Here is a 23,003-nt window from a genome sequence, read left to right as displayed (position 1 = left end):
CTGGCCAGAACCGGGCGGTGGGTGGCCTGTGGATAACCGAATCCGCAGGTTGTGGATCGGGAGGCCGGTACTCCCGGCCTTGCGGGGGTGCGCGCTATGGTCTGTCCACAACGGACGTTACTGATCGGTAAGGGGATGCGGCCAATGCAGCTCGGGATCAACCTCGGGTACTGGGGTGCCGGGATGGACGGGGACAACCTCGCCGTGGCACAGGAGGCCGACCGGCTCGGCTACGCCGTGTGCTGGGCGGCCGAGGCGTACGGCTCTGACGCGGCGACCGTGCTGACGTGGGTCGCCGCCAAGACCGAGCGGATCGACGTCGGGTCGGCCATCTTCCAGATCCCGGCCCGCCAGCCCGCGATGACCGCGATGACCGCCGCGACGCTGGACTCCCTGTCCGGCGGGCGCTTCCGCCTCGGCCTCGGCGTCTCCGGGCCGCAGGTCTCCGAGGGCTGGTACGGCGTCAAGTTCGACAAGCCGCTGGCCCGCACGCGCGAGTACGTCGAGATCGTCCGCAAGGCGATGACCCGCGAGCGCCTGTCGTACGAGGGCGAGCACTGGACGCTTCCGCTGCCCGGCGGGCCCGGCAAGCCGATCAAGCTGACCGTGCACCCCGAGCGCGAGCACATCCCGCTCTACATCGCCGCGATCGGCCCGAAGAACCTGGAGCAGACCGGCGAGATCGCCGACGGCGCGCTCCTGATCTTCCCCTCCGCCGAGCACCTGGAGGACACCGCGCTGAAGTACATCCGCGCGGGCCGCGAGAAGGCCGGCCACACCCTCGAAGGCTTCGACGTCTGCCCGACCCTGCCGCTCGCCCTGGGCGACGACAAGGACGTCGAGAAGCTCGCGGACACCTTCCGCCCGTACACGGCCCTGTACGTCGGCGGCATGGGCAGCCGCAAGCAGAACTTCTACAACCAGCTGGCCCAGCGCATGGGGTACGAGTCGGAGGCGGCGGAGATCCAGGACAAGTTCCTGTCCGGCGACAAGACCGGCGCGGCAGCGGCCGTCCCCCACGACCTGATCGACAAGACGGCCCTCCTCGGCTCGGTGGACCGCATCGCCGACCGCATGAAGTCCTACGCCGCGGTGGGCGTCACCACCCTCACCCTCGCCCCCGCGGGCTTCACCCTCGAAGAACGCCTCGCGGCCCTGCGCGCGGGCGCGGAGGCCCTGGAGCTGGCCGGGGTGGCATAACCACCCCCGGGACACTCCCTGGAGGGTTCCACGGCCGTGGCGGGGGCTCGGGGGTCTCCCCGCCACGGCCGACTGTGAGGAACAACGTCACTGCACGCGCGGGGTTACGGGGCGGGGGTACGTCGGACGGGTGAGTTGTCCGACCGACGCGACGCCCTACAGCCACCCCCGGTGCTTGAACAGCCGGTACAGCGCCACCTCGAACGCGGCCATGACCAGGATCACCGCCGGGTACCCCCACACCCACCGCAGTTCCGGCATGTGCTCGAAGTTCATGCCGTAGATCCCGGCGATCATCGTCGGGACCGCAGCCATCGCCGCCCACGCGGAGATCTTCCGCATGTCGTCGTTCTGCCGGACGCTCATCTGCGCGAGATGGGCCGACAGGATGTCCGAGACGAGCCGGTCGAGCGCCTCGACGGACTCGTTCACGCGCGCGAGGTGGTCGCCGACGTCCCGGAAGAACGGCCGGGACGTGTCGTGCACGAACGGCACGGGCGTGCCGTAGGACCCCGACAGCCGGGTCAGCGGCAGGGTGAGCGGCCCGGTGGCCCGCCGGAACTCCAGGACCTGGCGCTTGAAGGTGTAGATCCGCGACGCGGCCCCGCGCGAGTCCCCGCCGTCCGGCGAGAACACCTCCGCCTCCAGTCCCTCCAGGTCGGTCTGGAGCTCGGTGGCGACCTCCAGGTACCGGTCGACGACGGCGTCCGAGATCGCGTACAGGACGGCCGTGGGGCCCTTCGCGAGGAGTTCGGGCCTCTCCTCCTCCAGACGGTGCCGTACGGCCGCCAGAGGGGCGTCCTGGCCGTGTCTGACGGTGACGACGAAGCCCTCGCCGAGGAAGACCATCACCTCGCCCGCCGAGACGGTGTCGCGGTCCTGGTCGTACCCGACCGGCTTGAGGACGACGAACAGCGAGTCGTCGTACACGTCCAGCTTGGGCCGCTGATGAGCCTTCAGGGCGTCTTCCACGGCCAGCGGGTGGAGGCCGAACTCCTCGGTGACGAGGGTGAACTCGTCCTCGGTGGGCTCGTGCAGCCCGATCCACACGAAGCCGCCGCAGGCCCGCGCCCCGGCCAGCGCGTCGGAGAAGTCCGGCGGACCCGCCACCCGGCGGCCCTCACGGTAGACGGCACAGTCGACGATCACGGAGAGGATTCTCCCTTCGCCCGGAAGACAGCGCACGCGCGCGGACACCTACCCTGGCCGCATGCCCACCCTCATCCTCGTCAGGCACGGCAGGTCCACCGCCAACACCTCCGGAGTGCTCGCCGGCTGGACGCCCGGCGTCACCCTGGACGAACGCGGCACCGCGCAGGCCGCCGCCCTGCCCGGACGGCTCGACGGACTGCCGATAGCGGAAGTCGTCACCAGCCCCCTCCAGCGCTGCCAGGAGACCGTACGGCCCCTCCTGGACGCGCGCGGGATCACCGCGCACTCCGACGAACGCATCGGGGAGGCCCACTACGGCGACTGGAGCGGACGAAAACTCGCCGAGCTGAGCGGCGACCCCCTCATGGAGGTCGTCCAGGCCCACCCCTCGGCCGCCGCCTTCCCCGGCGGCGAGTCCATGCGCTCCATGCAGACCCGGGCCGCCGAAGCCGTACGCGAGTGGAACGCGCGCGTGGAGCGCGACCACGGCGAGAGCGCCGTCTACCTCATGTGCTCCCACGGCGACATCATCAAGGCGCTCGTCGCGGACGCCCTCGGCCTGCACCTCGACCTGTTCCAGCGCATCTCCGTCGAACCGTGCTCCGTGACCGCGATCCGCTACACGCGCCTGCGCCCCTTCCTCGTCCGCCTCGGAGACACCGGCGATCTTTCTTCCCTCGCCCCGCGTGAACAGCCGCCGACCGGGCACGCGACGGTGGGAGGCGGTGCGGGCGCACCGTGATCGTCGCCCGCAGTAGGGTGAAGCGGTCCGCGCAGCGCGCGTACACGCGCAGGACGTCATCCGAACCCACGACTCTTACTGGAGACAGGACGTGTCCCGTCAGGTGTTCCTCTACGATCCGCCGGACCGCTTCGTGGCCGGCACGGTCGGACTGCCCGGACGCCGTACCTTCTTCCTCCAGGCCGTCGCCGGCCCCAGGGTGACCAGCGTCGCGCTGGAGAAGACCCAGGTCGCCGCGCTCGCCGAGCGCATGGACGAACTGCTGGACGAGGTCGTGCGCCGCAGCGGCGGAAACGCCGCCGTACCCGCCGTCGCCCCCGCCGAGAGCCCCGACACCCGGCCCCTCGACGCACCCGTCGAGGAGGAGTTCCGGGTCGGCACCATGGCCCTCGCCTGGGACGGCGAGGAACAGCGCATGATCGTCGAGGCGCAGGCCCTCGTGGAACTCGACGCGGACACCGAGGAGGACCTCGCCGAGGCGGAGGAACGCCTCCTCCAGGACGAGGAGAACGGCCCCCCGATGCTGCGGGTCCGCCTCACCGGCGCACAGGCGCGCGCGTTCGCCAAGCGCGCCCTGGACGTCGTCAACGCGGGCCGCCCGCCCTGCCCGCTGTGCAGCCTGCCGCTCGACCCGGAGGGACACGTATGTCCGCGCCAGAACGGATACCGGCGAGGGGCGTGACCACCGTCGAACCCGCGGACACGCTGCTCCTGGCACGCGGTGAGCTGACCGTGCGCGGACGCATCAGCGACGCCTCCAACGCGGCCCTGTACTGCACCGTGACCCACGACGGCCGGGAGGCGGCCTGCGTGTACAAGCCCGTCGCCGGGGAACGGCCCCTGTGGGACTTCCCCGACGGCACGCTCGCGCAGCGCGAGGTCGCCGCGTACGAGGTGTCCGCCGCGACCGGCTGGGGGCTCATCCCGCCGACCGTCCTGCGCGACGGCCCCTACGGCGAGGGCATGTGCCAGCTGTGGATCGAGGCGTCCCCCGAGGCCGAACTCCTCGCGCTCGTCGACACGGAGGAACCGGCGCCGGGCTGGAAGGCCATCGGGTTCGCCGAGGTGGGGGAGGGCCGGACGGCGCTCCTGGTGCACGCCGACGACGACCGGCTGCGCCGCCTCGCCGTCCTGGACGCCGTCATCAACAACGCCGACCGCAAGGGCGGCCACCTCCTGCCCACCGCCGACGGCCTGCTCTACGGCATCGACCACGGCGTCACCTTCAACGCCGAGAACAAGCTCCGTACGCTCCTGTGGGGCTGGGCGGGCGAGCCCCTGACCGACGAGGCCCTGGACACCCTCAAGGCGCTCAGAGGGGCCCTGGAGCCCTCCGGAGCCCTCACGGCGACCCTCACGCCCCTCATCACCCCGGCGGAGCTGGACGCCACCCGCGCGCGGGTCGACGACCTGCTGACGACCGGGAAGCACCCGGAGCCCAGCGGCGAGTGGCCCGCCATCCCCTGGCCACCGGTCTGAGAACCTCCCGCACACCTCCCCACCCACCCCGCACATCCCTCCGATCCCCGCAAGACCGCCTTTTCCGTCATCCGGCGCTCTCCGGTTCGTATACCGAACTACGGTCCGGTTACGCTCATGACATGCATGCCTGGCCCGCTTCCGAGGTCCCCGCCCTGCCTGGTCAGGGCCGCGACCTGAGGATCCACGACACCGCGACCGGTGACCTCGTCACCCTCGACCCCGGTCCCGTCGCCCGTATCTACGTGTGCGGCATCACGCCGTACGACGCCACGCACATCGGACACGCGGCGACCTACAACGCGTTCGACCTCGTGCAGCGCGTGTGGCTCGACACCAAGCGGCAGGTTCACTACGTCCAGAACGTCACCGACGTGGACGACCCGCTGCTGGAGCGCGCGGAGCGCGACGGCGTGGACTGGGCCGCGCTCGCCGAGAAGGAGACCGCGCTCTTCCGCGAGGACATGACCGCCCTGCGGATGCTGCCCCCGCGGCAGTACATAGGCGCCGTCGAGGCCATACCCGGCATCGTGCCGCTCGTGGAGCGCCTGCGGGACTGCGGAGCGGCGTACGAGCTCGAAGGGGACATCTACTTCTCCGTCGAGGCCGACCCGCACTTCGGCGAGGTGTCCCACCTGGACGCCGCCGCGATGCGCCTGCTGTCCGCCGAGCGCGGCGGCGACCCCGACCGGGCCGGCAAGAAGAACCCCCTCGACCCGATGCTGTGGATGGCCGCCCGCGAGGGCGAGCCGAGCTGGGACGGCGCCTCTCTGGGGCGAGGCCGGCCCGGCTGGCACATCGAGTGCGTCGCCATCGCCCTGGAACACCTCGGCATGGGCTTCGACGTGCAGGGCGGCGGCTCCGACCTCGTCTTCCCGCACCACGAGATGGGCGCCTCCCACGCGCACGCGCTGACCGGCGAGTTCCCCATGGCCAAGGCGTACGTCCACGCCGGCATGGTCGCCCTGGACGGCGAGAAGATGTCCAAGTCCCGGGGCAACCTCGTCTTCGTCTCGCAGCTGCGCCGCGACGGCGTCGACCCGGCCGCCATCCGCCTCGCGCTCCTCGCGCACCACTACCGCGCCGACTGGGAGTGGACGGACCAGGTCCTCGCCGACGCCGAGGCCCGCCTCGCGCGCTGGCGCGCCGCCGTCTCCCGCCCCGACGGCCCCGAGGCCGAGCCGCTCGTCCAGGAGATCCGCGACGCGCTCGCGCACGACCTCGACGCACCGGCCGCCCTCGACGCCGTCGACCGCTGGGCCTCCCGCCAGCAGGAACAGGGCGGCACCGACATCGGCGCACCCGGGGTCGTCTCCCGCGCCGTCGACGCTCTTCTGGGTGTTGCCCTGTAAGGGCAACGCCGAAGCGAACAGGGGTGGTTCCCCGTACCGGCACGTGTCACCGGTACGGGTGAACCACCCCTCACGCTGTCGATGACCTGTCAACCCCTGTGTCCCGCGCGGCAGTTGTGATGGGGTGGGGTTCCAGTTGACCGCTGGATCGGCCAACTGCCGGTCCCCGCACGCGGAAGGACGCCCCGTGGCATCCACACACGGTTCCTTCGCACACCCCCTGACCCGCCGCCGGATGCTCACCGCCGGCGCGGCGGCACTCGGCGCCGCCGCCATCGGCACGACGGCCCACGCCAGCACGGGCGCCGCCTGGCCCGACCTCATCCCCCTCCCGAACGGCTTCCAGCCCGAAGGCATCGCCATCGGCCGCGCCCCCTACGCCTACCTCGGCTCCCTCCGCGACGGCTCCATCTACCGCGCCGACCTGCGCACCGGCGAGGGAACGATCATCTCCGCCGGCCCCGGCACCCCCTCCGTCGGCCTCAAACTCGACGACAGGGGACGCCTGTTCATCGCCGGACGCGGCGAGGGCGCTCGCGTCGTCGACGCCCGCAGCGGCGAGATCCTCGCCACCTACCGGCTCACCACGGCGACCCCGACCTTCACCAACGACGTCTTCCTCACCCCGCGCGCCGCCTGGTTCACCGACTCCTTCCAGCCCACCCTCTACGCCCTCCCCCTCGGCCGCGACGGCGCACTCCCGGCCGCCGACGACGTCGTACGCGTCCCCCTGACCGGCGACTGGACGCAGGTCCCCGGGGAGGTCTTCAACGCCAACGGGATCACGCGGACGCCCGACGGGTCGGCGCTGCTCGTCGTGCAGTCCGGCGTGGGCGCGCTGCACCGGGTCGACCCGCGCACCGGAGTGACCGAGCTCGTCGACCTCGGGGACGCGGCGCCGCTCACCAACGGCGACGGGCTGCTGCGCGACGGACGGCTCCTGTACGTCGTACAGAACCAGCAGAACGCGGTCGACGTGTTCCGGCTGGCCGCCGACGGCCGGAGCGGGGTGTTCCTGCGGCGGATCACCGACACGGACTTCGACGTGCCGACGACGGCCGCCGCGTACAAGGGGCGGCTGTACCTGCCGAACGCGCGGTTCTCGACGACGCCGACGCCTCAGACGGCGTACGCGGTGGTCGCGGTACCGGCGTGACGGTCATCGGGCCGGCGTGAAACGGGTGAGGGCGGTGCACCCGGCACCGCCCTCACTCGGTCCAGCCCCCGACCCCGATCAGTCCTCCGACGAATCGTCGTCGTCCCCCGTGGCCTTCGGCGGCCTCGGCGGGCGCGTCTTCTCGCTCGGGTCGCCCGGGTCGCGGCGGCGCAGGTAGCGTTCGAACTCGCGGGCGATCGCCTCGCCGGACGCCTCCGGCAACTCCGCGGTGTCGCGGGCCTCTTCGAGCGTCTGGACGTACTCCGCGACCTCGGTGTCCTCGGCCGCGAGCTGGTCCACGCCGACCTGCCAGGCGCGCGCGTCCTCGGCCAGCTCGCCGAGGGGGATGCGGACGTCGATGAGGTCTTCGAGGCGGTTGAGGAGCGCCAGCGTCGCCTTCGGGTTCGGGGGCTGCGACACGTAGTGCGGGACCGCCGCCCACAGCGACACCGCCGGTACGCCCGCGTGCGTGCACGCCTCCTGGAGGACGCCGACGATGCCCGTCGGGCCCTCGTACTTGGTCTCCTCCAGGTCCATCCGGCGCGCGAGGTCCGGATCGGACGTCGTCCCGCTGATCGGCACCGGACGCGTGTGCGGGGTGTCACCGAGCAGCGCGCCCAGGATCACCACCAGCTCGACGCCCAGCTCGTGCGCGAAACCCAGCAGCTCGTTGCAGAAGGACCGCCAGCGCATCGACGGCTCGATGCCGCGCACCAGCACCAGGTCCCGCGGCTTCTCGCCGCCGATCCGCACGACCGACAACCGCGTCGTCGGCCACGTGATCTTCCGCACGCCGCCGTCCATGAACACCGTGGGGCGGTTCACCTGGAAGTCGTAGTAGTCCTCGGCGTCCAGCGCCGCGAACACCTCGCCCTTCCACTCCCGCTCCAGATGCATGACGGCGGTGGAGGCGGCGTCGCCGGCATCGTTCCAGCCCTCGAACGCGGCCACCATGACTGGGTCGATCAGCTCGGGAACTCCCTCCAGCTCGATCACCCAGCGCCTCCTTCCGACGTGCCCTCGCCTGACCACCCAACCTTACGGCGTGCGGCAAGGGCGCCCGCAGCCCCCTTCGACGGGGGAGTGAACGGATCACTGCCCCGTCCGGAGCCGTCGGACACCCCTGACCGCAAACGCGCAGAAACCGGTTTCACAGACTCGCCCGCAGCCATTGCTCCACACTCGCGATGTGCACCGTCGCCCACGACCGCGCCGCCTCCGCGTCCCGGTCCCGCAGCGCCTCCAGGATCGCCCGGTGCTCGTGCAGGGTCCGCGCCACCGCGTCCTCCTGCGTCAGACCCCGCCAGATCCGGGCCCGCGTCGTCGGCCCCGACAGGCCGTCCAGCAGCGAGCACAGCACCGAGTTCCCGGCGCTCTGCACGATCCCCCGGTGGAACTCCAGATCGCACGCGACCAGCTCCTCCACCGAGGGGCCGTCGCCGAGCCGGTCCAACTGGGCACTCAGCGCGTCGAGTTGCTGCTCGCTGATGCGCAGCGCCGCCATCGCCGTCGCGGCCGGCTCCAGGATGCGGCGCACCGCGAGGAACTCCAGGACGGTGTCGTCGCGATGGAAGTCGACGACGAAACTCAGCGCCTCCAGCAGGAGTTGGGGGTCCAGGCTGGTGACGTACGTGCCGTCGCCCTGGCGCACGTCCAGGATGCGGATCAGCGACAGCGCGCGCACCGCCTCCCGCAGGGAGTTCCTCGACAGGCCCAGTTCGGCGGCGAGTTCGCTCTCCTTCGGCAGCCGGTCGCCGGGGCGCAGCGCACCCGAGACGATCATTCCCTTGATCTTCTCGATCGCCTCGTCGGTGACTGCCATCCCGGCCTCCCATGCGTGCGTGTTTCCGACACCCCAGACATCGGAGGTCTAGCGGCCATTATGAGGGTTCAGGCGATCAGTGACTCCAGATCCGCGACCACCGAACGCTCGTCCAGCGTGGTCAGCGCCCGCCCCCGCAGCAGGACCCTCCCGTCGACGACCGTGTCCCGCACGTCGTCGGCGCGCGCCGCGTACGCCAGCGTCGACCACGGGTCGTGCAGGGGGCGCAGATGCGGACCGGACAGGTCCACGACGACGAGATCCGCCCGCTTGCCCGCCTCCAGCGACCCGATCCGGTCCCCGAGCCCCAGCGCCCGCGCACCCCAGGCGGTCGCCATCCGTACGGCCTGCTCGGCACCGACCGCCGTCGGGTCGCCGCCCGCCTTGTGCACCAGCGCGGCCTGCCGTACGGCGCCCAGCACATCCAGCGTGTTGGAGCTGACCGCGCCGTCCGTGCCGAGGCCGACGGTGACGCCCGCGCCGAGCAGCCTCGGTACGGGGGCGATGCCGCAGCCCAGCTTCAGGTTCGACACGGGACAGTGGGCGACCGAGGTGCCGGTGCGGGCCAGCGCCGCGATCTCCGGGCCGGTCAGGTCCACGGCGTGCGCGAGCAGGACGTCGGGGCCGAGGAGGCCGAGGGAGTCCAGCAACTCCACAGGGCGTTTCCCGTACTTGACCTCGACCGTCGCGACCTCGGTGGCGTTCTCCGCCGCGTGGATGTGGATCAGGGCGCCGAACTCCCTCGCCAGGGCGAAGACTTCGGTGAGCTGGGCGGGGGAGAGGGTGTAGGTGGAGTGGGCGAAGAGGACGGGGCGGACGCGGGTGTGGGCCTCAAGGTCCTTGCGCGCCCACGCGGTTCGCGCCTCGAACGTCATTCCGTCCGGCGGGCCGGGGACGTCCATGAACGTCGGTCCGGTCAGCAGTCGCCAGCCCGCTTCCCGCGCGACCCGCTCGGCCGCCTCGTGGAACCAGTACATGTCGAGCGCGGTGGTGACCCCGGCCTTGATGGACTCGGCCGCCGCCAGCCGTACCGCCGCCGCCACGTTCTCCGGGGTCAGCAGCTCGGCCTCCCACTTCAACACCCGTTCCAGGAAGCCCTGGAGAGTGACGTCGTCGGCACGGCCGCGTAGGAGGGTCATCGCGAGGTGGGTGTGCGTGTTGACGAACCCCGGCAGGACGAGGCATCCCGAGGCGTCGATGGACTCCCGGGCCTCGTACCGCTGTTGGAGTTCCTCGGCGGGACCCACGGCGACGATCTCGCCGCCGTGGATCGCGACCGCGCCTTCGGGTACGACAGTTCCGGCGTCGTCCACCGTCAGGACGTCACCCCCGTGCACCAACAGGTCGATGCTCACCGGGGGTTCTCCGCCGCCAGCAGCCGCAGCGCCTCCAGCGAGACCACGGCACCGCGCTCGACGCCCTCCGCGACGACGTCCCGGTGCGGGTCGTACACGCTGCCCCCCTCCTCGTCGACGAGTTCGTCGGCGTTCGCGCCGTCCACGACGAGGACGCCGCCCGCCGTCAGGCCCCGCAGGGACGCCGTGACCAGGAGGGCGGAGAGTTCCATCTCGATCGCGGCGAGGCCGACGCCCGTGTACGCGAACAGGGGGAGGTGGCCCGGCTGGAAGGCGGCGCGGGTCCAGACGACGCCCCGGTGGTGCGGGGCGCCGGTCTCGCGGGCCGCCCGCTGGAGGGCGAGGACCGCCTCGGGGGCCGCGAACGCCGGGTACTCCGGCGGGAGAAGCTGCTGGGTGACACCGTCGTCCCGGACCGCCGCCTCGGCGATCACCAGGTCGCCGTCCGCGATCCCCGGCTTCATCGCACCCGCCGTACCGAACCGCAGGATCGTCCGCACCCCCGCGTCCGCCAGCTCCTGGAAGAGGAGGTTCGCGCCCGGCGCGCCCACCCCGTGCGAGGCGACGACGACCGGCAGCCCCTTCCAACTCCCGCTGAAGACACGGTACTCACGGTGGTACGACACCTCGGCCGCCCCGTCGAGCAGCCCGGCGACGGCGGCGGCACGGGCCGGGTCGCCGACGACGACCGCGTCAACCGGCAGGCCGGTACGGGGAATTCGGGTGATCGGCAGGAGGTCCTGCGTCATGAGACGGCTCCAGAGGAAGGGGTACGGCGACGGCGGCGGGCCGTCGACAGGAACAGGGCACCGAGCGTGACGACGTACGGCGCGGCGTCGGTGGCCTGTTGGGGCAGGCCGACGCCCTGGAGACGGAAGCCGACCGCCTCCGCGAGGCCGAACAGCAGCGCCGCCAGCAGCACGCCGACCGGCAGCGCACGGCCCAGCATCACCGCGACGACCGCGATCCAGCCACGGCCCGCCGTCATGTTCTCGGTGAACAACGTGACGTTCCCCAGGGCGAGTTGGGCACCGGCGAGTCCGCACAGCACGCCGGACAACAGTACGGCCCCGTACTGGTACTTCGCCGGGCTGACCCCCAACGTCGCGGCGGCGTCCGGGGATTCACCGACGCCGCGCAGCCTGAGGCCCCACACGTGCCGGGACAGCACGAGCGCGGCCACGGCCACCGCGAGCCACGACAGGTACGTGAGCGGGGTGAACCCCCCTACCAGGGGAAGGCCGGTGAGGCTCGGGTCGCTGAACGTGCCCTGCACGCCGAAGACCGTGCGCAGCAGGAAGCTCGTCAGGCCGACGGCGAGGAGGTTCATGGCGATGCCGAGCACCACCGCGTCGCCCTTCAGCGTCACCGCGCCGACCGCGAGGACCAGCGAGTACGCCGCCGCCGCGAGGGCCGCCGCGAGGACACCGAGCCAGGGGCTGCCGGTGAACCAGCTCGTGGCGACCGACGTGAAGCAGCCCAGCAGCATCATGCCTTCGAGGCCGATGTTGAACACGCCCGCGCGCTCGCAGATCGCCCCGCCGAGAGCGGCGAGGAGGATCGGGGTGAGGGCGCGCAGGGCCGACATGAGGAGGTCGGAGTCGAAGAACATCAGACGGCCTCCACTTTCGGGGACTTCTCGGACGGCTCCGGTTTCCCGGGCGGCCTCAGCTTCCTGAACAGCCGCTGCGGGAACCGGAGTCGGGCCGCCAGGAACACGATCACGATCGCCTGGAGCACCTGCGTCAGCTCGCGCGGCACCTCCGTCGTCCGCTCCATCGCGAGCCCGCCGACCTGGAGGACCGCGAAGAAGAACGACGCGATCACCGTGCCGACCGGGGCCGCCGTCGCCAGCAGCGCCGCCGTGAGTCCCGTCCAGGTGTAGCCGGGCGCGGTCAGCGAGCCGTCCACGAAGCGGTACGGGAAGCTCAACACCCCGATCGCGCCCACGAGTCCGGCGAGCGCACCCGAAATCGACATCAACTTCACTGTCAGGCCCGCCCGTTCGACCCCGGCGTACGCGGAGAAACGGGAGTTGAGGCCCGTCATGCGGATCTCGTACCCGAACGCCGTACGCCTGTCCGTGAACCAGTAGGCCGCCGCCGCGAGGACGACGAGGACCAGGCCGACGGTGACCGTCGAGTCCCCGAACGTCGGCAGGGACACGCCGTCCGGGAACGCCCGCGTCTGGGGGAGGCTGGAGCCCGGCTCCTTCAGCGGGTACCGGGCCAGGTACGACGCCAGCGACACCGCCGGGTAGCTCAGCAACAGGCTGCTGACCAGCAGCGGGACGCCGAACCGGTTCTCGCACAGGGCGGCGAGCACGGCGTACCCGGCGCCTGCGGCCATCCCCGCGAGGAGGGCCAGGACGACGGTCAGGGGTGCCGGGAGCGGGGAGTACAGGGCCGTCGTCGCCGCCGTGATGCCGCCCAGCACCATCTGCCCGTCGCCGCCGAGGTTGATCAGCCCGGCCCGCAGCGGGACGGCCAGCGCGAGGGCGAGGCCCAGGACGCTGGTCGTGGTGGTCAGCGTCGCCCCGATGCCGTCCGCACCGAGCGCGCCGGTCAGGACGGCGTCGTACGCGGTGAGGGGGTCGGAGCCGGTGCCGAGGAGGAAGAGGGCGCCGATGAGGAGACCGGCCAGGACGGAGGTGGTGACGGGGGAGCGGAGGGTGGTGGTTATGCGGTCGATGGTCATATCAGCTGCCCGCACCCTCGTTCATGCCCGCACCTTTGTTCATGCCCTCGCCCGCCATGCCCGCGCCCGCGCTCACGGCCGCACCGCTTCCGCTCCCGCCCGCCATCGCGAGCCCCAGCGTCCGCTCGTCCGCCTCTTCCTTCCCGTACGACGCCGTCACCCGGCCCTCGTACATCACCAGCACCCGGTCCGCGAGACCTCGGATCTCGCTCAGTTCGGCGGAGACGAGGAGCACCGCGTGCCCGGTGTCCCGGTACGCGACCAGCTGGTCGTGGATGTTCTGCACGGCGCCGATGTCGACGCCCCGGGTCGGCTGCTCCACCAGCAACAGGGGCGCCTCGTGCGCGAGTTCGCGGCCGATGAGGAGTTTCTGGAGGTTGCCGCCGGACAGGGAGGAGGCCGGCGCCGAGGTGGACGCCGTCTTCACGCCGAACCGTTCGACCAGCGTGCGCGCGTGCTCGCGGACCGCGCCGGGGGCCAGCAGGCCGCGCCGGGACAGCGAGGTGCGGTGGTGTCCCATCGCGAGGTTCTCCGCGACGCTCGCCGCAGGCGCCGTACCGACCGCGTGCCGGTCCTCGGGGACGTACGCCAGCCCGTGCGCGCGGCGTTCGGCGGCGGAGGCGTGCGTGAGGTCGCGGCCCTGGACACAGACGCGTCCACCGGTGACCGGCCGCAGCCCGGCCAGCGCCTCGACCAGTTCGCTCTGCCCGTTCCCGGCGACGCCCGCGATCCCGACGATCTCTCCGGCGTGGACTGCGAGGTCCACATCGCGGACACCTTGGGCTGAGAGACCGCGCACGTCGAGCACCGTGTCACCCGGCGTCCCCGCCGCGTGCACCCGGTCCAGCTCCACGGCCCGCCCCGTCATCGCGGCGGCGATCTCCTCCGCCGACGTCCCGGACGTCACCAGCCGCGACACGACCCGCCCGTCCCGCAGGACCGTCACCCGGTCCGAACCCTCCAGCACCTCACGCAGCTTGTGCGTGACGAGGATGACCGAACGCCCCTGCGCCGCAAGGGACGTGAGGACGGCGAACAGGGCGTCCGCCTCCGCCGGGGTCAGCACGGCCGTCGGCTCGTCGAGGATCAGCGTGCGCGCACCCCGGTGCAACAGCTTGAGGATCTCCACGCGTTGCCGCAGCCCGACCGGCAACTCCCCGACCCGCGCGTCCGGTTCGACCGCGAGGCCGTGCTCCTCGGCCAGCTCCCGCACCCGGCGCCGGGCCGCGCCGCGGTCCACCAGGCCGAAGCGGCGCGGCTCGGCGGCGTACACGACGTTCTCCGCGACCGTCAGCGAGTCGAACAGCTTGAAGCTCTGGTGGACCATCCCGAGCCCGGCGGCCATCGCGTCGGACGGGTTCGCGAAGGCGACCTCGCGGCCGTCCACGCGGATCGTCCCGGCGTCGGGGCGCAGCATGCCGTACAGAATCGACATGAGCGTCGACTTGCCCGCGCCGTTCTCGCCCATCAGGGCGTGGATCTCACCGTGCGAGACGGCGAGGTCGACGGAGTCGTTGGCGAGCGTGCCGGGGAACCGCTTCGTGATCCCCAGCAGCTCGACGGCGGCCCCGGCGACCCCGGCCTCAGCTCGCGGCGGGGTCATCGACGGTCAGCTCACCGGAGACGATCTGGTCGCGCAGCGCCTTCACCTTGGTCAGCACGTCCGGATGCTGGGCGATCACGCACTTCGAGGTCGCCACCCCGGCCTCCAAGCCGGTCAGGCTGATGCCGCCCTCCTTCAGGCCGTACGACACGGTCGTGCCCGCCTTGCCGCCGAGCACCGCGTCGATGCCCTTCTGGACGGCGATGTCCGTGCGCTTGATCACGTTGTCCACGACCGTCCCGGGGGACGAGACGCACTGGTTCACGTCCACGCCGTACGCGAACGCACCCTTGGCCTTCGCCGCCTCGAAGACGCCGTAGTTACCGGCCGCAGCCGCCGCCATCAGCTGGTCGTAACCCTGCGAGAGAAGCGTGTTCGCCTGCTCCTTCGCACGCGCCGAGTCGTCGAAGGGGGACTGGCCGCCGACGAACCGGGTCCCCGTGGACGTCTTCGGCGCGACCTTCTTCGCGCCGGCCGCGAACGGGTCGCTGTAGCGGCGGAACTGCGGGGTGTCGAGGACGTCGACCGCGCCGACCTTGCCCGACCTGGACAGCAGACCCGCCTCGGCGCCCGCGAGGTAGACGCCCTCGTGCTCGCGGAAGACCGCGCAGCTCACGTTCTTGTACGTCTTCGGCGTGCACGCGTCGACGATCAGGAACCGCTGGCCCGGGTTCTTCTGCGCCTGCTGGGCGACGATGTCCGCGAACTCGAAGCCGACCAGGACGATGACGTCCGGCTTCGCGTCCACGGCCGCCTGGACGTTCTGCTGCTGAGACGCGGTGTCCGTGGACTGGTACACCTTCTGCGAGCCACCGTGCTCCTTCGCCGCCGCCTCGACGCCGGTGACCGCGAGCTTCAGGAACTCGTTCTGGCCCACGGCGTCCGGGGTGACCAGCGTGAACGATGTGCCGGAAGTGCCGGAGGCGTCGGTGTCCTTCTTCGCGGCGGCGTTGCAGGCGGTCGCGAGGAGGACCGTGCCGGCGGCGAGCGCCGTGAGCTGGAGGGTGCGGCGGGGTCTGCGATGCATCGGGAGCGGCCTTCCGGGTATGGCGAGCGGCGCTCTGCGGGGGCGACGGTGCCGGCCCGCGAGAGCGCTGGGGGAGGGTCTTTCGGGGAGCGGGGGAGTGCTCAGCCGCGACAGCGGTCGCCGCAGCACCGGCCGAAGTCCAGGAAACGGCGCTTCGTGAGCGGGTGCACGTCTCCTCCTTCGTCTCGGCCAGCGGAATCGGTGGTGGACTGTACCACTCGGTTTCAGCCACCCGGCAGACCGTCTCGGACTGTGGTTCTCCAAGGTCATGTACGGTGTCGGACACCACAGGACCCCCAGGAGCGATCCCTTATGTCCCAGGAACTGCGTGCCGTCGACTGGACCGGATCCGGCCTCGCGCTGATCGACCAGACCCTCCTGCCGCACCGCACCGAGACCATGGACGTCCGCGATGTGGACACCCTGGTCGACGCGATCCAGCGGCTCGTCGTCCGGGGGGCTCCCGCGATCGGCGTCGCCGGCGCGTACGGGGTCGCCGTCGCGCTGATCCAGGGCGAGCGCGAGGACTGGACCGACCTCCAGATCCTGGACGCCGTCGCCCGCATCCGCGAGGCCCGCCCCACCGCCGTCAACCTCATGGCCTGCGTCGACCGCGTCATGACCCGGTACGCCGAGGGCCTCGACGCCGTCCTGGAGGAGGCCGCCGCCGTCCAGCGCGAGGACGTCGAGGCGAACCGCGCGATGGGCGTGCACGGCGCGGACTGGCTGATCAAGAAGGCCGGCGTCGACCGGCCGTTGCGCATCCTCACCCACTGCAACACCGGCGCCCTCGCCACGACCGGCTGGGGCACGGCCCTCGGCGTCGTCCGCGAACTCCACGCGCGGGGGCGGGTCGAGGTCGTGTACGCCGACGAGACACGGCCCCTTCTCCAGGGATCGCGGCTCACCGCCTGGGAGTTGGTCCAGGAGGGCATCCCGCACTACGTCCAGGCGGACGGCGCCGCCGCCGGCACGATCCTGCGCGGCGAGGTCGACGCGGCCATCGTCGGCGCCGACCGCATCGCCGCCAACGGCGACACCGCGAACAAGGTCGGCACGGTCGGCGTCGCCCTCGCCTGCGCCGACGCCGGGATCCCGTTCCTGGTCGCCGCCCCCACGACCACGGTCGACCTCGCCACGGCCACCGGCGACGACATCCACATCGAACTCCGGCGCGAGGACGAGGTGTTGGAGTGGGGCGGCATCCGCATGGCCCCCGCCGAGTCCCGCGGCCACAACCCGGCGTTCGACGTCACCCCGGGCCGCCTGATCACCGGACTGGTCACGGAACGCGGGGTGTTGGAGGTCTCGGCGGGCGAACTGCCGGGAGAGCGGCTGAAGTAGACGGCACGTCATAAACGTCATAAACGTCATGGAAGAAGGGGGACCCGGCGGTCCGAAAACCGCAGGGTCCCCCTTCGCCATGAGCGTTCAGCGCCGCGCCAGCTCCAACTCCAGCAACCACTCCACGACTTCGGTGTGATGCCGGGCCTGACGCGGGTCCGCCCCCCACACGTACAACCCGTGCCCCGCCACGACCACCGCCGGCATCAAGGGATTCCGCGCCTCCTCAAGCCGGTCGCCCAGCTCCTTCATGTCCTGGCTGTTGGCGATGACCGGCAGGATCACCTCGACGTCGTGCGCGGGCTGCCCCACGCCCTTCAGCATCTCGATGTCCCGGAACGGGATGCCCCCCGGCTGCCGGTGCCCCATCGTCACGGACGCGACCGTGTGGACGTGGACGACAGCCCCCGCCCCGGTCGACGCGGCGACCCGCGCGTGGAGTTCGGCCTCGGCTGACGGCTTGCCGCCCCGCACGGCCGCACCCTGCCCGTCCACCAACACCACGTCGGCAGGCGTGAGTTCCCCCTTGTCGTGCCCGCTCGCCGTCACCGCGAGCCGCAGCGGCTCCCGGGACAGCACCACCGACAGGTTGCCGGAGGTCCCCCGCATCCAGCCGAAGGAGGCGAACCGGGCGGACTCGGCGGCGAGGACGGCACCCGCCTCGTGGAGGTCCTGCGCGGTGATGTCGGCGGTCATGACGTGCTCCTGGAAACGGTGATCTCGTCGAAGGACCCGGCCTGCGCGTGGTCCCCGACGCCTTGCTCGAAGTACGGCTCCCCGGGCCGCCGGATGCCGACCGCGTGCCACCCGGCCGCGCGGGCCGCGTCCAGCTCGCCGGGCCGGTCGGAGAGGAAGAGGAGCCGGGACGCCTCGACCCCGGCCGCCGAGGCGATACGGCGGTAGGACGCCGCTTCCTGCTTGGGCCCGGCGTTCTCCGTGTCGTACAGCCCCGAGGTCAGCGGCAGGAGATCGCCGTCCGGCGTCGAGGAGAACCACGCCCGCTGGGCCGCGACGGACCCCGAGGAGTAGACGTACAGCCGCACACCGGCCGCGTGCCAGGCGCGCAGCGCGGGGACGACGTCGTCGTAGAAGTGCGAGACCAGGTCGCCCCGCGCGAACCCCTCCGACCAGATGATCCCCTGGAGGGTCTTCAGCGGCGTCGCCTTGCGGTCCTCGTCCAGCCACGCGTTCAGCGTCTTCTCGATCGCGGCGGCATCGGCGTCCGGCTCGCCCGTCAGCTCACGGACCTGCGCGACCGCCCGCGCGACCTCGGGTTCGTCCGCCCGCTGGGACAGCAGTTCCGCGAACCGGTCCCGCGAGTACGGGTACAGCACGTCCACCACGAACCCCGTCGCGCTCGTGGTGCCCTCGATGTCGAGCACCACGGCGTCGACGGCGTACCGGAGCGTCACGCGACGTACCCGGCGGCGATCGTGTCGTAGTCCGGGAAGCGGGACGCGATCGGGGAACCGGTGAAGTTGCCGATCCAGCCGTCCTCCTCGTGGAAGAAGCGGATCGCGGTGAACGACGGGTTCGTGCCCATGTCGAACCAGTGCGTCGTCCCGCGCGGCACGCCCAGCAGGTCGCCCTTCTCGCAGAAGACCGCGTGGACCTCGCCGTTCACGTGCAGGTAGAAGATGCCGGAGCCGGAGACGAAGAAGCGGACCTCGTCATCGTCGTCGTGCGTGTGCTCCTGGAGGAACTTCTCGCGCGCGGCCTTCGCCTTCGCCGGGAACTCCGGGTCGTCGCTGGGGTGCAGACCGAGGACGTCGACCGTGGTGAAGCCCTCCTGCGCGTTCAGCTTCTCGATCTCCGGTCCGTACGCCGAGAACACCGTCTCGCTGTCCGCGTCGAACGGCACGTCCTCGCGGATCGGCCACTGCTCGTAGCGCACGCCCAGCGGCTTGAGCGCCTCGGCGATCTCGGCGGGGTCGGAGGTCCGGCGGATCTGAGTCTCGGGGCCGGATTCGGACCAGGTGGTCAGGAGGGTCATGACAGCAGCTCCAGGATCTGTCTGGAAGGGCCGGTCCGTCCGGATGCCGAGACGGGCTGCGGACGGTCGGGGAGGAAAGGGGCAGGTGCCGGTCCCGCGATGGTAACTCCAGGTCGGACGATCACCCGGTGTGACGTAGTCGTTGTCTCATTCCGTGAGAATCCCCTTTTACACCTTTGACGTATGGCTGAAACCGTTCTCATGATCTGTGTATGAAGACGCTGCTGCTCGTGCGGCGGCTGTACGTGGACTTGCTCCGGTCGACCACAGCCAGCTGTCGCTGACCGACCGTTCCCGGAGCCCTCGCCTCCGCCCCCTCGCCTTCCCCGGCGCGCGCCGGCTGGCGCATTTCTTTCGCACCACCCGTACCTGGAGCCCCTCATGTCCCGTACCCGCCTGCCTCTCGCCGCGCTCTCGCTGGTGTCCGTCTCAGCCCTCGCGCTGAGCGCCTGCTCCCAGTCCTCGGACGCCTCGACCAAGACGAGCGGCGACTCGGCCGCCTCCGCCAAGGCCGCCACCGGCAAGAAGCCCGCCCCCTTCGCCGCGGGCGCGGTCAAGGTGGCCCTGGTCCGCCAGAGCGGCGCCGGCGACTACTTCGAGCAGTGGGGCAACGGCGCGAAGGCCCAGGCCAAGGCGCTGGGCATCGACCTGACGGTGTACGACGCGCAGGCCGACAACGCCAAGCAGGCCACCGACCTCTCCTCCGCGATCAACTCCGGCGCCAAGGCGATCATCGTCGACCACGGCTTCCCGGCGACGATCCAGCCGGAGATCGACGAGGCCGTCAAGAAGGGCATCAAGGTCGTCGTGTACGACGTGGAGACGGCCACCAAGGGCGTCGTCACCACCCGCCAGAACGACGCGAGCATGGCCCAGGCCGTCCTGGACGTCATGGCGAAGTCCCTCGGCAAGAACGCCAAGGTCGGGTACGTCAACGTCGCCGGGTACGCCGCCCTCGACAAGCGGGACTCCGTCTGGAAGACCGAGGTCACCGCGCAGGGCTGGAAGCAGGCGTTCAAGGTCGGCAAGGTCACCGACTCCACCGCCACGGACAACGTGCCGCTGGTGTCGGCCGCACTCACCCAGAACTCCGACGTCACCGGCGTCTTCGCGCCGTACGACGAGCTCGCCAAGGGCACGGTCCTCGCCGTCCAGAACAAGAAGCTCCAGGGCAGGATCAAGGTCTTCGGCGCGGACGTCTCCAACGCGGACATCCAGCAGATGACGGCCGCCGACAGCCCGTGGGTCGCCACGGCCGGCACGGACCCGTCGGCGGTCGGCGCGGCGGTCGTCCGTACGACGGCCCTGGAGCTGGCCGGCCAGCTCGGGAAGACGACCGTCGAGTTCCCGGCGGTCGCCATCACCCAGGACTTCCTGCGCGAGAAGAAGATCGCGAACATGGACCAGCTGCGGACGGCGCTGCCGGCGCTGAACCTGTCCCAGGTGTCGACCGCGGACTGGATCGCGAATGTCGCCCACTGAGACACCGGCTTCCGCGGAGACACCGGCCGTCAGCCTCACCGACGTCAGCATGGCGTTCGGCGGCAAGACCGTCCTCGCCTCCGTCTCCCTCGACATCACCCCCGGCACCGTCGTCGCGCTGCTCGGCGCGAACGGCGCCGGGAAGTCCACGCTGATCAAGATCCTGTCCGGCGTGCACGCGGGACACGGCGGCGAGGTCCGGGTCGCGGGCGACCCCGTGGCCCTCCAATCCCCGTCCGCCGCCCGTAAGTTGGGCATCCAGACCGTGCACCAGCGGATCGGCGAGGGCATCGTCCCCGGCCTCTCCGTCGCCGAGAACCTCGTCTTCGAGGAACTCGCGCAGCAGCGCGGCAACCCGTTCCTGAGCGGTCGCCGTACGCTGGCCCGCGCCCGCGAGATCCAGGCGGCCCTCGGCCTCGGCTGGAGCGACGCGGTCCTGCGCCGAGACGTCACCGAACTCGGCATCTCCGACCGCCAGTTGCTGATCCTGGCCCGCGCCCTCGCGACCCGCCCCCGCCTGCTCATCCTCGACGAACCGACCTCCGCCCTCTCCGCCGCCGAGGCCGAGCGCCTCTTCGCCCTGGTGGAGAAGATGCGCGAGGACGGCATCGCCGTGCTGTACGTCTCCCACCGCCTCGGCGAGATCGACGCGCTCGCCGACCGGCTGGTCGTACTGCGGGACGGCCGTCTCACCGAGGACCAGACGAAGCCCTTCGACTGGGACGCGGCCCTGCGCGCGATGCTCGCGCAGGAACAGGAGGCGACGACGGCACGCCCGGTCCGCGAGGGGGCCGCCGGCGAGGTGGCACTTTCTTTGAAAGGCGTACGTCTCTTCCCGGCCCAGCACCAGCCCCTCGACCTCGACCTGCGCGCCGGTGAAGTCACCGGCGTCGTCGGCCTGTTGGGCGCCGGCAAGACCGAGCTGGCGCGCGGCCTGTTCGGCGCCGAACCCTTCCTCGCGGGCGCGGTCGACCTGGACGGCAAGGAGTACGCCCCCCGCCGCCCGGCCGACGCGATCCGCGCCGGCGTCCACCTCGTCCCCGAGGACCGGCACGCCGACGCGCTCGTCCCCGGCTGGTCGGTCGCCCAGAACGTGTCGCTGCCGTTCCTGAGGTCGCTGTCCCGCATGGGCCTCCTCCAGACCTCCAGGGAGGACGCCCTCGGCCGGGACACCATCGCCGCGCTCGGCGTCGTCACCCGCGACGAGCACAGCACCGTCGAGGAGCTGTCCGGCGGCAACCAGCAGAAGGTCGTCGTCGGCCGCTGGCTCGCCGAGACCCCCCGCGTCCTCATCCTGGACGAACCGTTCCGAGGCGTGGACATCGGCGCGCGCCGCGACATCGGCCGCCGCGCCCGTCAGCTCGCCGCCGAGGGGGCAGCCGTACTCGTCCTGTCCGCCGACGTCGACGAGATCCTGGAGACCGCCGACCGCGTCGTCGTCCTCGCGGCGGGCGAGGTCCACCTCGACGCGTACGGCGAGGACGCGGAGCGCGACCGCGTGATCCAGACCATCTCGGCCTCCGTCTGACCCCGGCTTCTTGAGGAAACTGTCATGACCACCACTCAGAGCACCGAGGTCCGCGCGGTGGCGGCGACCCCGTCCGCGACCTCCACCGCCGTCCGCGTCCAGAACGCCGTCATCAAGTACGGCTTCATCTTCGTGACGGTCGTGCTGTTCCTGTACTTCGCGCTGAGCGAGGGCTCCTTCCGCGAGTCGGCGACCCTCCTCGACACGCTGCGGTACGTCTCCGTCGCCGCGATCCTCGGCCTCGGCGTCACCCTCACCATGGCCGTCGGCGGCATGGACATGTCCGTCGGCGCGGTCGCCGGGCTCGGGGTGTCGGTCGCGGCGCAGACGATGGTCGTCCACAACCAGGTCGGCGCGGTCGCGATCGTCGCCGTCCTGATCGCGGGCGCCCTCGCGGGTCTGCTGAACGCGCTGCTGATCGTCGTCCTGAAGATCCCCGACATGCTGGCCACGCTCGGCACGATGTTCGTCATCCAGGGCAGCAAGCTGATCCTCGTCGACGGGCAGTCGATCACGCCGGGCATGACCATGTCGGACGGGTCGACGGCGCCCGGGAAGTTCACCGCCGGGTTCCTGAAGATCGACCGGGGGACCGTGTTCGGGATCCCGGTCTCCGTACTGATCTTCGGCGGGCTGACCGTCGCCGCGTGGGTGTTCCTCGCCCGCACCCGCTGGGGGCGCGTGCTGTACGCCATCGGCGCGAACCCGGAGGCGTCCAGGCTGGCCGGCATCCGCGTCGGCGCCTACCGCGCGCTCGCGTACGTCATCTCCGGCGTCCTCGCCTCGGTCGGCGGCCTGATCCTCGCCTCCCGCATCGGACAGGGCGACGTCAGCGCCGGCACCTCGCAGCTCCTGGAGGCCGTCGCCGTCGCGCTGGTCGGTACGTCGGTGCTCGGCCGGGGGCGTCCCAACGTGTGGGGGACCGCGCTGGGCGCCGTCCTCATCGGCATCATCAGCACCGGGCTGACCATCAAGGGCCTGCCGTACTACACGCAGGACGTCGTCGAGGGCGCCGTGCTGATCCTCGCGCTCGTCTTCAGCTTCACCTTGTCCAAGCGCCGTACCGCATGA

At 71.6% G+C, this 23,003-nt stretch carries 22 protein-coding genes; 10 read left to right on the top strand and 12 right to left on the bottom strand.

Annotated features, from left to right (window positions below; all coding sequences use genetic code 11):
- Nucleotides 1-144 precede the first annotated feature (144 nt).
- A complete protein-coding gene (locus tag ACQCO7_RS08750) occupies nt 145-1,200 on the top strand; it encodes an LLM class F420-dependent oxidoreductase (RefSeq protein ID WP_464071276.1) in 1,056 nt (351 codons plus the stop codon).
- A 156-nt stretch (nt 1,201-1,356) separates the two neighbouring features.
- Here the strand turns inward: ACQCO7_RS08750 and corA are convergent, their stop codons facing one another.
- A complete protein-coding gene (corA, locus tag ACQCO7_RS08745) occupies nt 1,357-2,349 on the bottom strand; it encodes a magnesium/cobalt transporter CorA (protein ID WP_464071275.1) in 993 nt (330 codons plus the stop codon).
- A 61-nt stretch (nt 2,350-2,410) separates the two neighbouring features.
- Between corA and ACQCO7_RS08740 the strand changes: the two genes are divergently transcribed.
- The 5 genes from ACQCO7_RS08740 to ACQCO7_RS08720 all read left to right on the top strand — a co-directional run bounded on the left by ACQCO7_RS08740 (nt 2,411) and on the right by ACQCO7_RS08720 (nt 7,081).
- Complete coding sequence (locus tag ACQCO7_RS08740; RefSeq protein WP_464071274.1) at nt 2,411-3,094, top strand: histidine phosphatase family protein; 684 nt, start codon at nt 2,411-2,413, stop codon at nt 3,092-3,094.
- 91 nt (nt 3,095-3,185) lie between these two features.
- On the top strand, nt 3,186-3,776 hold the full coding sequence (locus tag ACQCO7_RS08735) for a DUF3090 domain-containing protein (RefSeq protein WP_464071273.1): 591 nt from the start codon (nt 3,186-3,188) through the stop codon (nt 3,774-3,776).
- Entirely contained in the window at nt 3,740-4,573 is an 834-nt protein-coding gene (locus ACQCO7_RS08730) for an SCO1664 family protein (RefSeq protein WP_464071272.1), read from the top strand. The genes ACQCO7_RS08735 and ACQCO7_RS08730 overlap by 37 nt, the downstream gene beginning before the upstream one ends.
- 122 nt (nt 4,574-4,695) lie before the next feature.
- Nucleotides 4,696-5,925, top strand: coding sequence for a cysteine--1-D-myo-inosityl 2-amino-2-deoxy-alpha-D-glucopyranoside ligase (gene mshC, locus ACQCO7_RS08725; protein WP_464071271.1), 1,230 nt, complete (start codon nt 4,696-4,698; stop codon nt 5,923-5,925).
- A gap of 187 nt (nt 5,926-6,112) precedes the next feature.
- Nucleotides 6,113-7,081: an SMP-30/gluconolactonase/LRE family protein gene (locus ACQCO7_RS08720; protein WP_464071270.1), complete on the top strand. Its 969-nt coding sequence runs from the start codon at nt 6,113-6,115 to the stop codon at nt 7,079-7,081.
- A gap of 78 nt (nt 7,082-7,159) precedes the next feature.
- On the opposite strand, the gene ACQCO7_RS08715 is transcribed toward ACQCO7_RS08720, so the two are convergent.
- The 8 genes from ACQCO7_RS08715 to ACQCO7_RS08680 form a co-directional block, all read right to left on the bottom strand.
- Entirely contained in the window at nt 7,160-8,077 is a 918-nt protein-coding gene (locus tag ACQCO7_RS08715; protein WP_464071269.1) for a PAC2 family protein, read from the bottom strand.
- 154 nt (nt 8,078-8,231) lie between these two features.
- Nucleotides 8,232-8,903: a FadR/GntR family transcriptional regulator gene (locus ACQCO7_RS08710; protein ID WP_055723049.1), complete on the bottom strand. Its 672-nt coding sequence runs from the start codon at nt 8,901-8,903 to the stop codon at nt 8,232-8,234.
- 68 nt (nt 8,904-8,971) lie between these two features.
- On the bottom strand, nt 8,972-10,258 hold the full coding sequence (locus ACQCO7_RS08705) for an amidohydrolase (RefSeq protein ID WP_464071268.1): 1,287 nt from the start codon (nt 10,256-10,258) through the stop codon (nt 8,972-8,974).
- Nucleotides 10,255-11,007, bottom strand: coding sequence for a nucleoside phosphorylase (locus ACQCO7_RS08700; RefSeq protein WP_464071267.1), 753 nt, complete (start codon nt 11,005-11,007; stop codon nt 10,255-10,257). Before ACQCO7_RS08700 ends, ACQCO7_RS08705 begins: the two co-directional genes overlap by 4 nt.
- A complete protein-coding gene (locus tag ACQCO7_RS08695) occupies nt 11,004-11,870 on the bottom strand; it encodes an ABC transporter permease (protein ID WP_464071266.1) in 867 nt (288 codons plus the stop codon). Before ACQCO7_RS08695 ends, ACQCO7_RS08700 begins: the two co-directional genes overlap by 4 nt.
- Nucleotides 11,870-12,955 (bottom strand): ABC transporter permease, encoded by a 1,086-nt coding sequence (locus ACQCO7_RS08690; RefSeq protein WP_464071265.1) that lies wholly within the window; start codon nt 12,953-12,955, stop codon nt 11,870-11,872. Before ACQCO7_RS08690 ends, ACQCO7_RS08695 begins: the two co-directional genes overlap by 1 nt.
- Nucleotide 12,956: 1 nt before the next feature.
- Entirely contained in the window at nt 12,957-14,558 is a 1,602-nt protein-coding gene (locus ACQCO7_RS08685) for an ABC transporter ATP-binding protein (RefSeq protein WP_464071264.1), read from the bottom strand.
- On the bottom strand, nt 14,539-15,585 hold the full coding sequence (locus ACQCO7_RS08680) for a BMP family ABC transporter substrate-binding protein (RefSeq protein ID WP_464071263.1): 1,047 nt from the start codon (nt 15,583-15,585) through the stop codon (nt 14,539-14,541). Before ACQCO7_RS08680 ends, ACQCO7_RS08685 begins: the two co-directional genes overlap by 20 nt.
- A 312-nt stretch (nt 15,586-15,897) precedes the next feature.
- Between ACQCO7_RS08680 and mtnA the strand changes: the two genes are divergently transcribed.
- Nucleotides 15,898-16,929: an S-methyl-5-thioribose-1-phosphate isomerase gene (mtnA, locus tag ACQCO7_RS08675; RefSeq protein ID WP_464071262.1), complete on the top strand. Its 1,032-nt coding sequence runs from the start codon at nt 15,898-15,900 to the stop codon at nt 16,927-16,929.
- 87 nt (nt 16,930-17,016) lie between these two features.
- On the opposite strand, the gene mtnB is transcribed toward mtnA, so the two are convergent.
- Genes mtnB through ACQCO7_RS08660 form a run of 3 tightly spaced genes read right to left on the bottom strand, consistent with a single transcriptional unit; the run spans nt 17,017 to nt 18,922 of the window.
- The gene (gene mtnB / locus ACQCO7_RS08670; protein ID WP_409118382.1) at nt 17,017-17,625 is read right to left on the bottom strand and encodes a methylthioribulose 1-phosphate dehydratase; all 609 of its coding nucleotides are present in this window, start codon (nt 17,623-17,625) and stop codon (nt 17,017-17,019) included.
- A complete protein-coding gene (gene mtnC / locus ACQCO7_RS08665; RefSeq protein WP_464071261.1) occupies nt 17,622-18,341 on the bottom strand; it encodes an acireductone synthase in 720 nt (239 codons plus the stop codon). The genes mtnB and mtnC overlap by 4 nt, the downstream gene beginning before the upstream one ends.
- A complete protein-coding gene (locus ACQCO7_RS08660; RefSeq protein ID WP_464071260.1) occupies nt 18,338-18,922 on the bottom strand; it encodes a 1,2-dihydroxy-3-keto-5-methylthiopentene dioxygenase in 585 nt (194 codons plus the stop codon). The genes mtnC and ACQCO7_RS08660 overlap by 4 nt, the downstream gene beginning before the upstream one ends.
- Nucleotides 18,923-19,303: 381 nt before the next feature.
- Here ACQCO7_RS08660 and ACQCO7_RS08655 point away from each other — a divergent pair, with 381 nt between their 5' ends.
- The 3 genes from ACQCO7_RS08655 to ACQCO7_RS08645 are packed head-to-tail and all read left to right on the top strand — an operon-like array spanning nt 19,304 to nt 23,003.
- Nucleotides 19,304-20,404 (top strand): substrate-binding domain-containing protein, encoded by a 1,101-nt coding sequence (locus tag ACQCO7_RS08655; protein ID WP_464071259.1) that lies wholly within the window; start codon nt 19,304-19,306, stop codon nt 20,402-20,404.
- A complete protein-coding gene (locus tag ACQCO7_RS08650; RefSeq protein WP_464071258.1) occupies nt 20,391-21,932 on the top strand; it encodes a sugar ABC transporter ATP-binding protein in 1,542 nt (513 codons plus the stop codon). The genes ACQCO7_RS08655 and ACQCO7_RS08650 overlap by 14 nt, the downstream gene beginning before the upstream one ends.
- Nucleotides 21,933-21,956: 24 nt before the next feature.
- A complete protein-coding gene (locus ACQCO7_RS08645; RefSeq protein WP_464071257.1) occupies nt 21,957-23,003 on the top strand; it encodes an ABC transporter permease in 1,047 nt (348 codons plus the stop codon).

It is taken from the genome of Streptomyces saintjeani, from assembly GCF_055409605.1.
The sequence above is the reverse complement of the archived record's forward strand: the minus strand, read 5'-3'. Positions and strand labels throughout refer to the sequence as shown.

Coding starts and splice junctions, on each gene's coding strand:
- ACQCO7_RS08750 (WP_464071276.1), top strand. CDS start 145: ATGCAGCTCGGGATCAACCTCGGGTACTGGGGTGCCGGGATGGACGGG.
- ACQCO7_RS08740 (WP_464071274.1), top strand. CDS start 2,411: ATGCCCACCCTCATCCTCGTCAGGCACGGCAGGTCCACCGCCAACACC.
- ACQCO7_RS08730 (WP_464071272.1), top strand. CDS start 3,740: ATGTCCGCGCCAGAACGGATACCGGCGAGGGGCGTGACCACCGTCGAA.
- mshC (WP_464071271.1), top strand. CDS start 4,696: ATGCATGCCTGGCCCGCTTCCGAGGTCCCCGCCCTGCCTGGTCAGGGC.
- ACQCO7_RS08710 (WP_055723049.1), bottom strand. CDS start 8,903: ATGGCAGTCACCGACGAGGCGATCGAGAAGATCAAGGGAATGATCGTC.
- ACQCO7_RS08700 (WP_464071267.1), bottom strand. CDS start 11,007: ATGACGCAGGACCTCCTGCCGATCACCCGAATTCCCCGTACCGGCCTG.
- ACQCO7_RS08695 (WP_464071266.1), bottom strand. CDS start 11,870: ATGTTCTTCGACTCCGACCTCCTCATGTCGGCCCTGCGCGCCCTCACC.
- ACQCO7_RS08690 (WP_464071265.1), bottom strand. CDS start 12,955: ATGACCATCGACCGCATAACCACCACCCTCCGCTCCCCCGTCACCACC.
- ACQCO7_RS08685 (WP_464071264.1), bottom strand. CDS start 14,558: ATGACCCCGCCGCGAGCTGAGGCCGGGGTCGCCGGGGCCGCCGTCGAG.
- ACQCO7_RS08680 (WP_464071263.1), bottom strand. CDS start 15,585: ATGCATCGCAGACCCCGCCGCACCCTCCAGCTCACGGCGCTCGCCGCC.
- mtnA (WP_464071262.1), top strand. CDS start 15,898: ATGTCCCAGGAACTGCGTGCCGTCGACTGGACCGGATCCGGCCTCGCG.
- mtnB (WP_409118382.1), bottom strand. CDS start 17,625: ATGACCGCCGACATCACCGCGCAGGACCTCCACGAGGCGGGTGCCGTC.
- ACQCO7_RS08660 (WP_464071260.1), bottom strand. CDS start 18,922: ATGACCCTCCTGACCACCTGGTCCGAATCCGGCCCCGAGACTCAGATC.
- ACQCO7_RS08655 (WP_464071259.1), top strand. CDS start 19,304: ATGTCCCGTACCCGCCTGCCTCTCGCCGCGCTCTCGCTGGTGTCCGTC.
- ACQCO7_RS08650 (WP_464071258.1), top strand. CDS start 20,391: ATGTCGCCCACTGAGACACCGGCTTCCGCGGAGACACCGGCCGTCAGC.
- ACQCO7_RS08645 (WP_464071257.1), top strand. CDS start 21,957: ATGACCACCACTCAGAGCACCGAGGTCCGCGCGGTGGCGGCGACCCCG.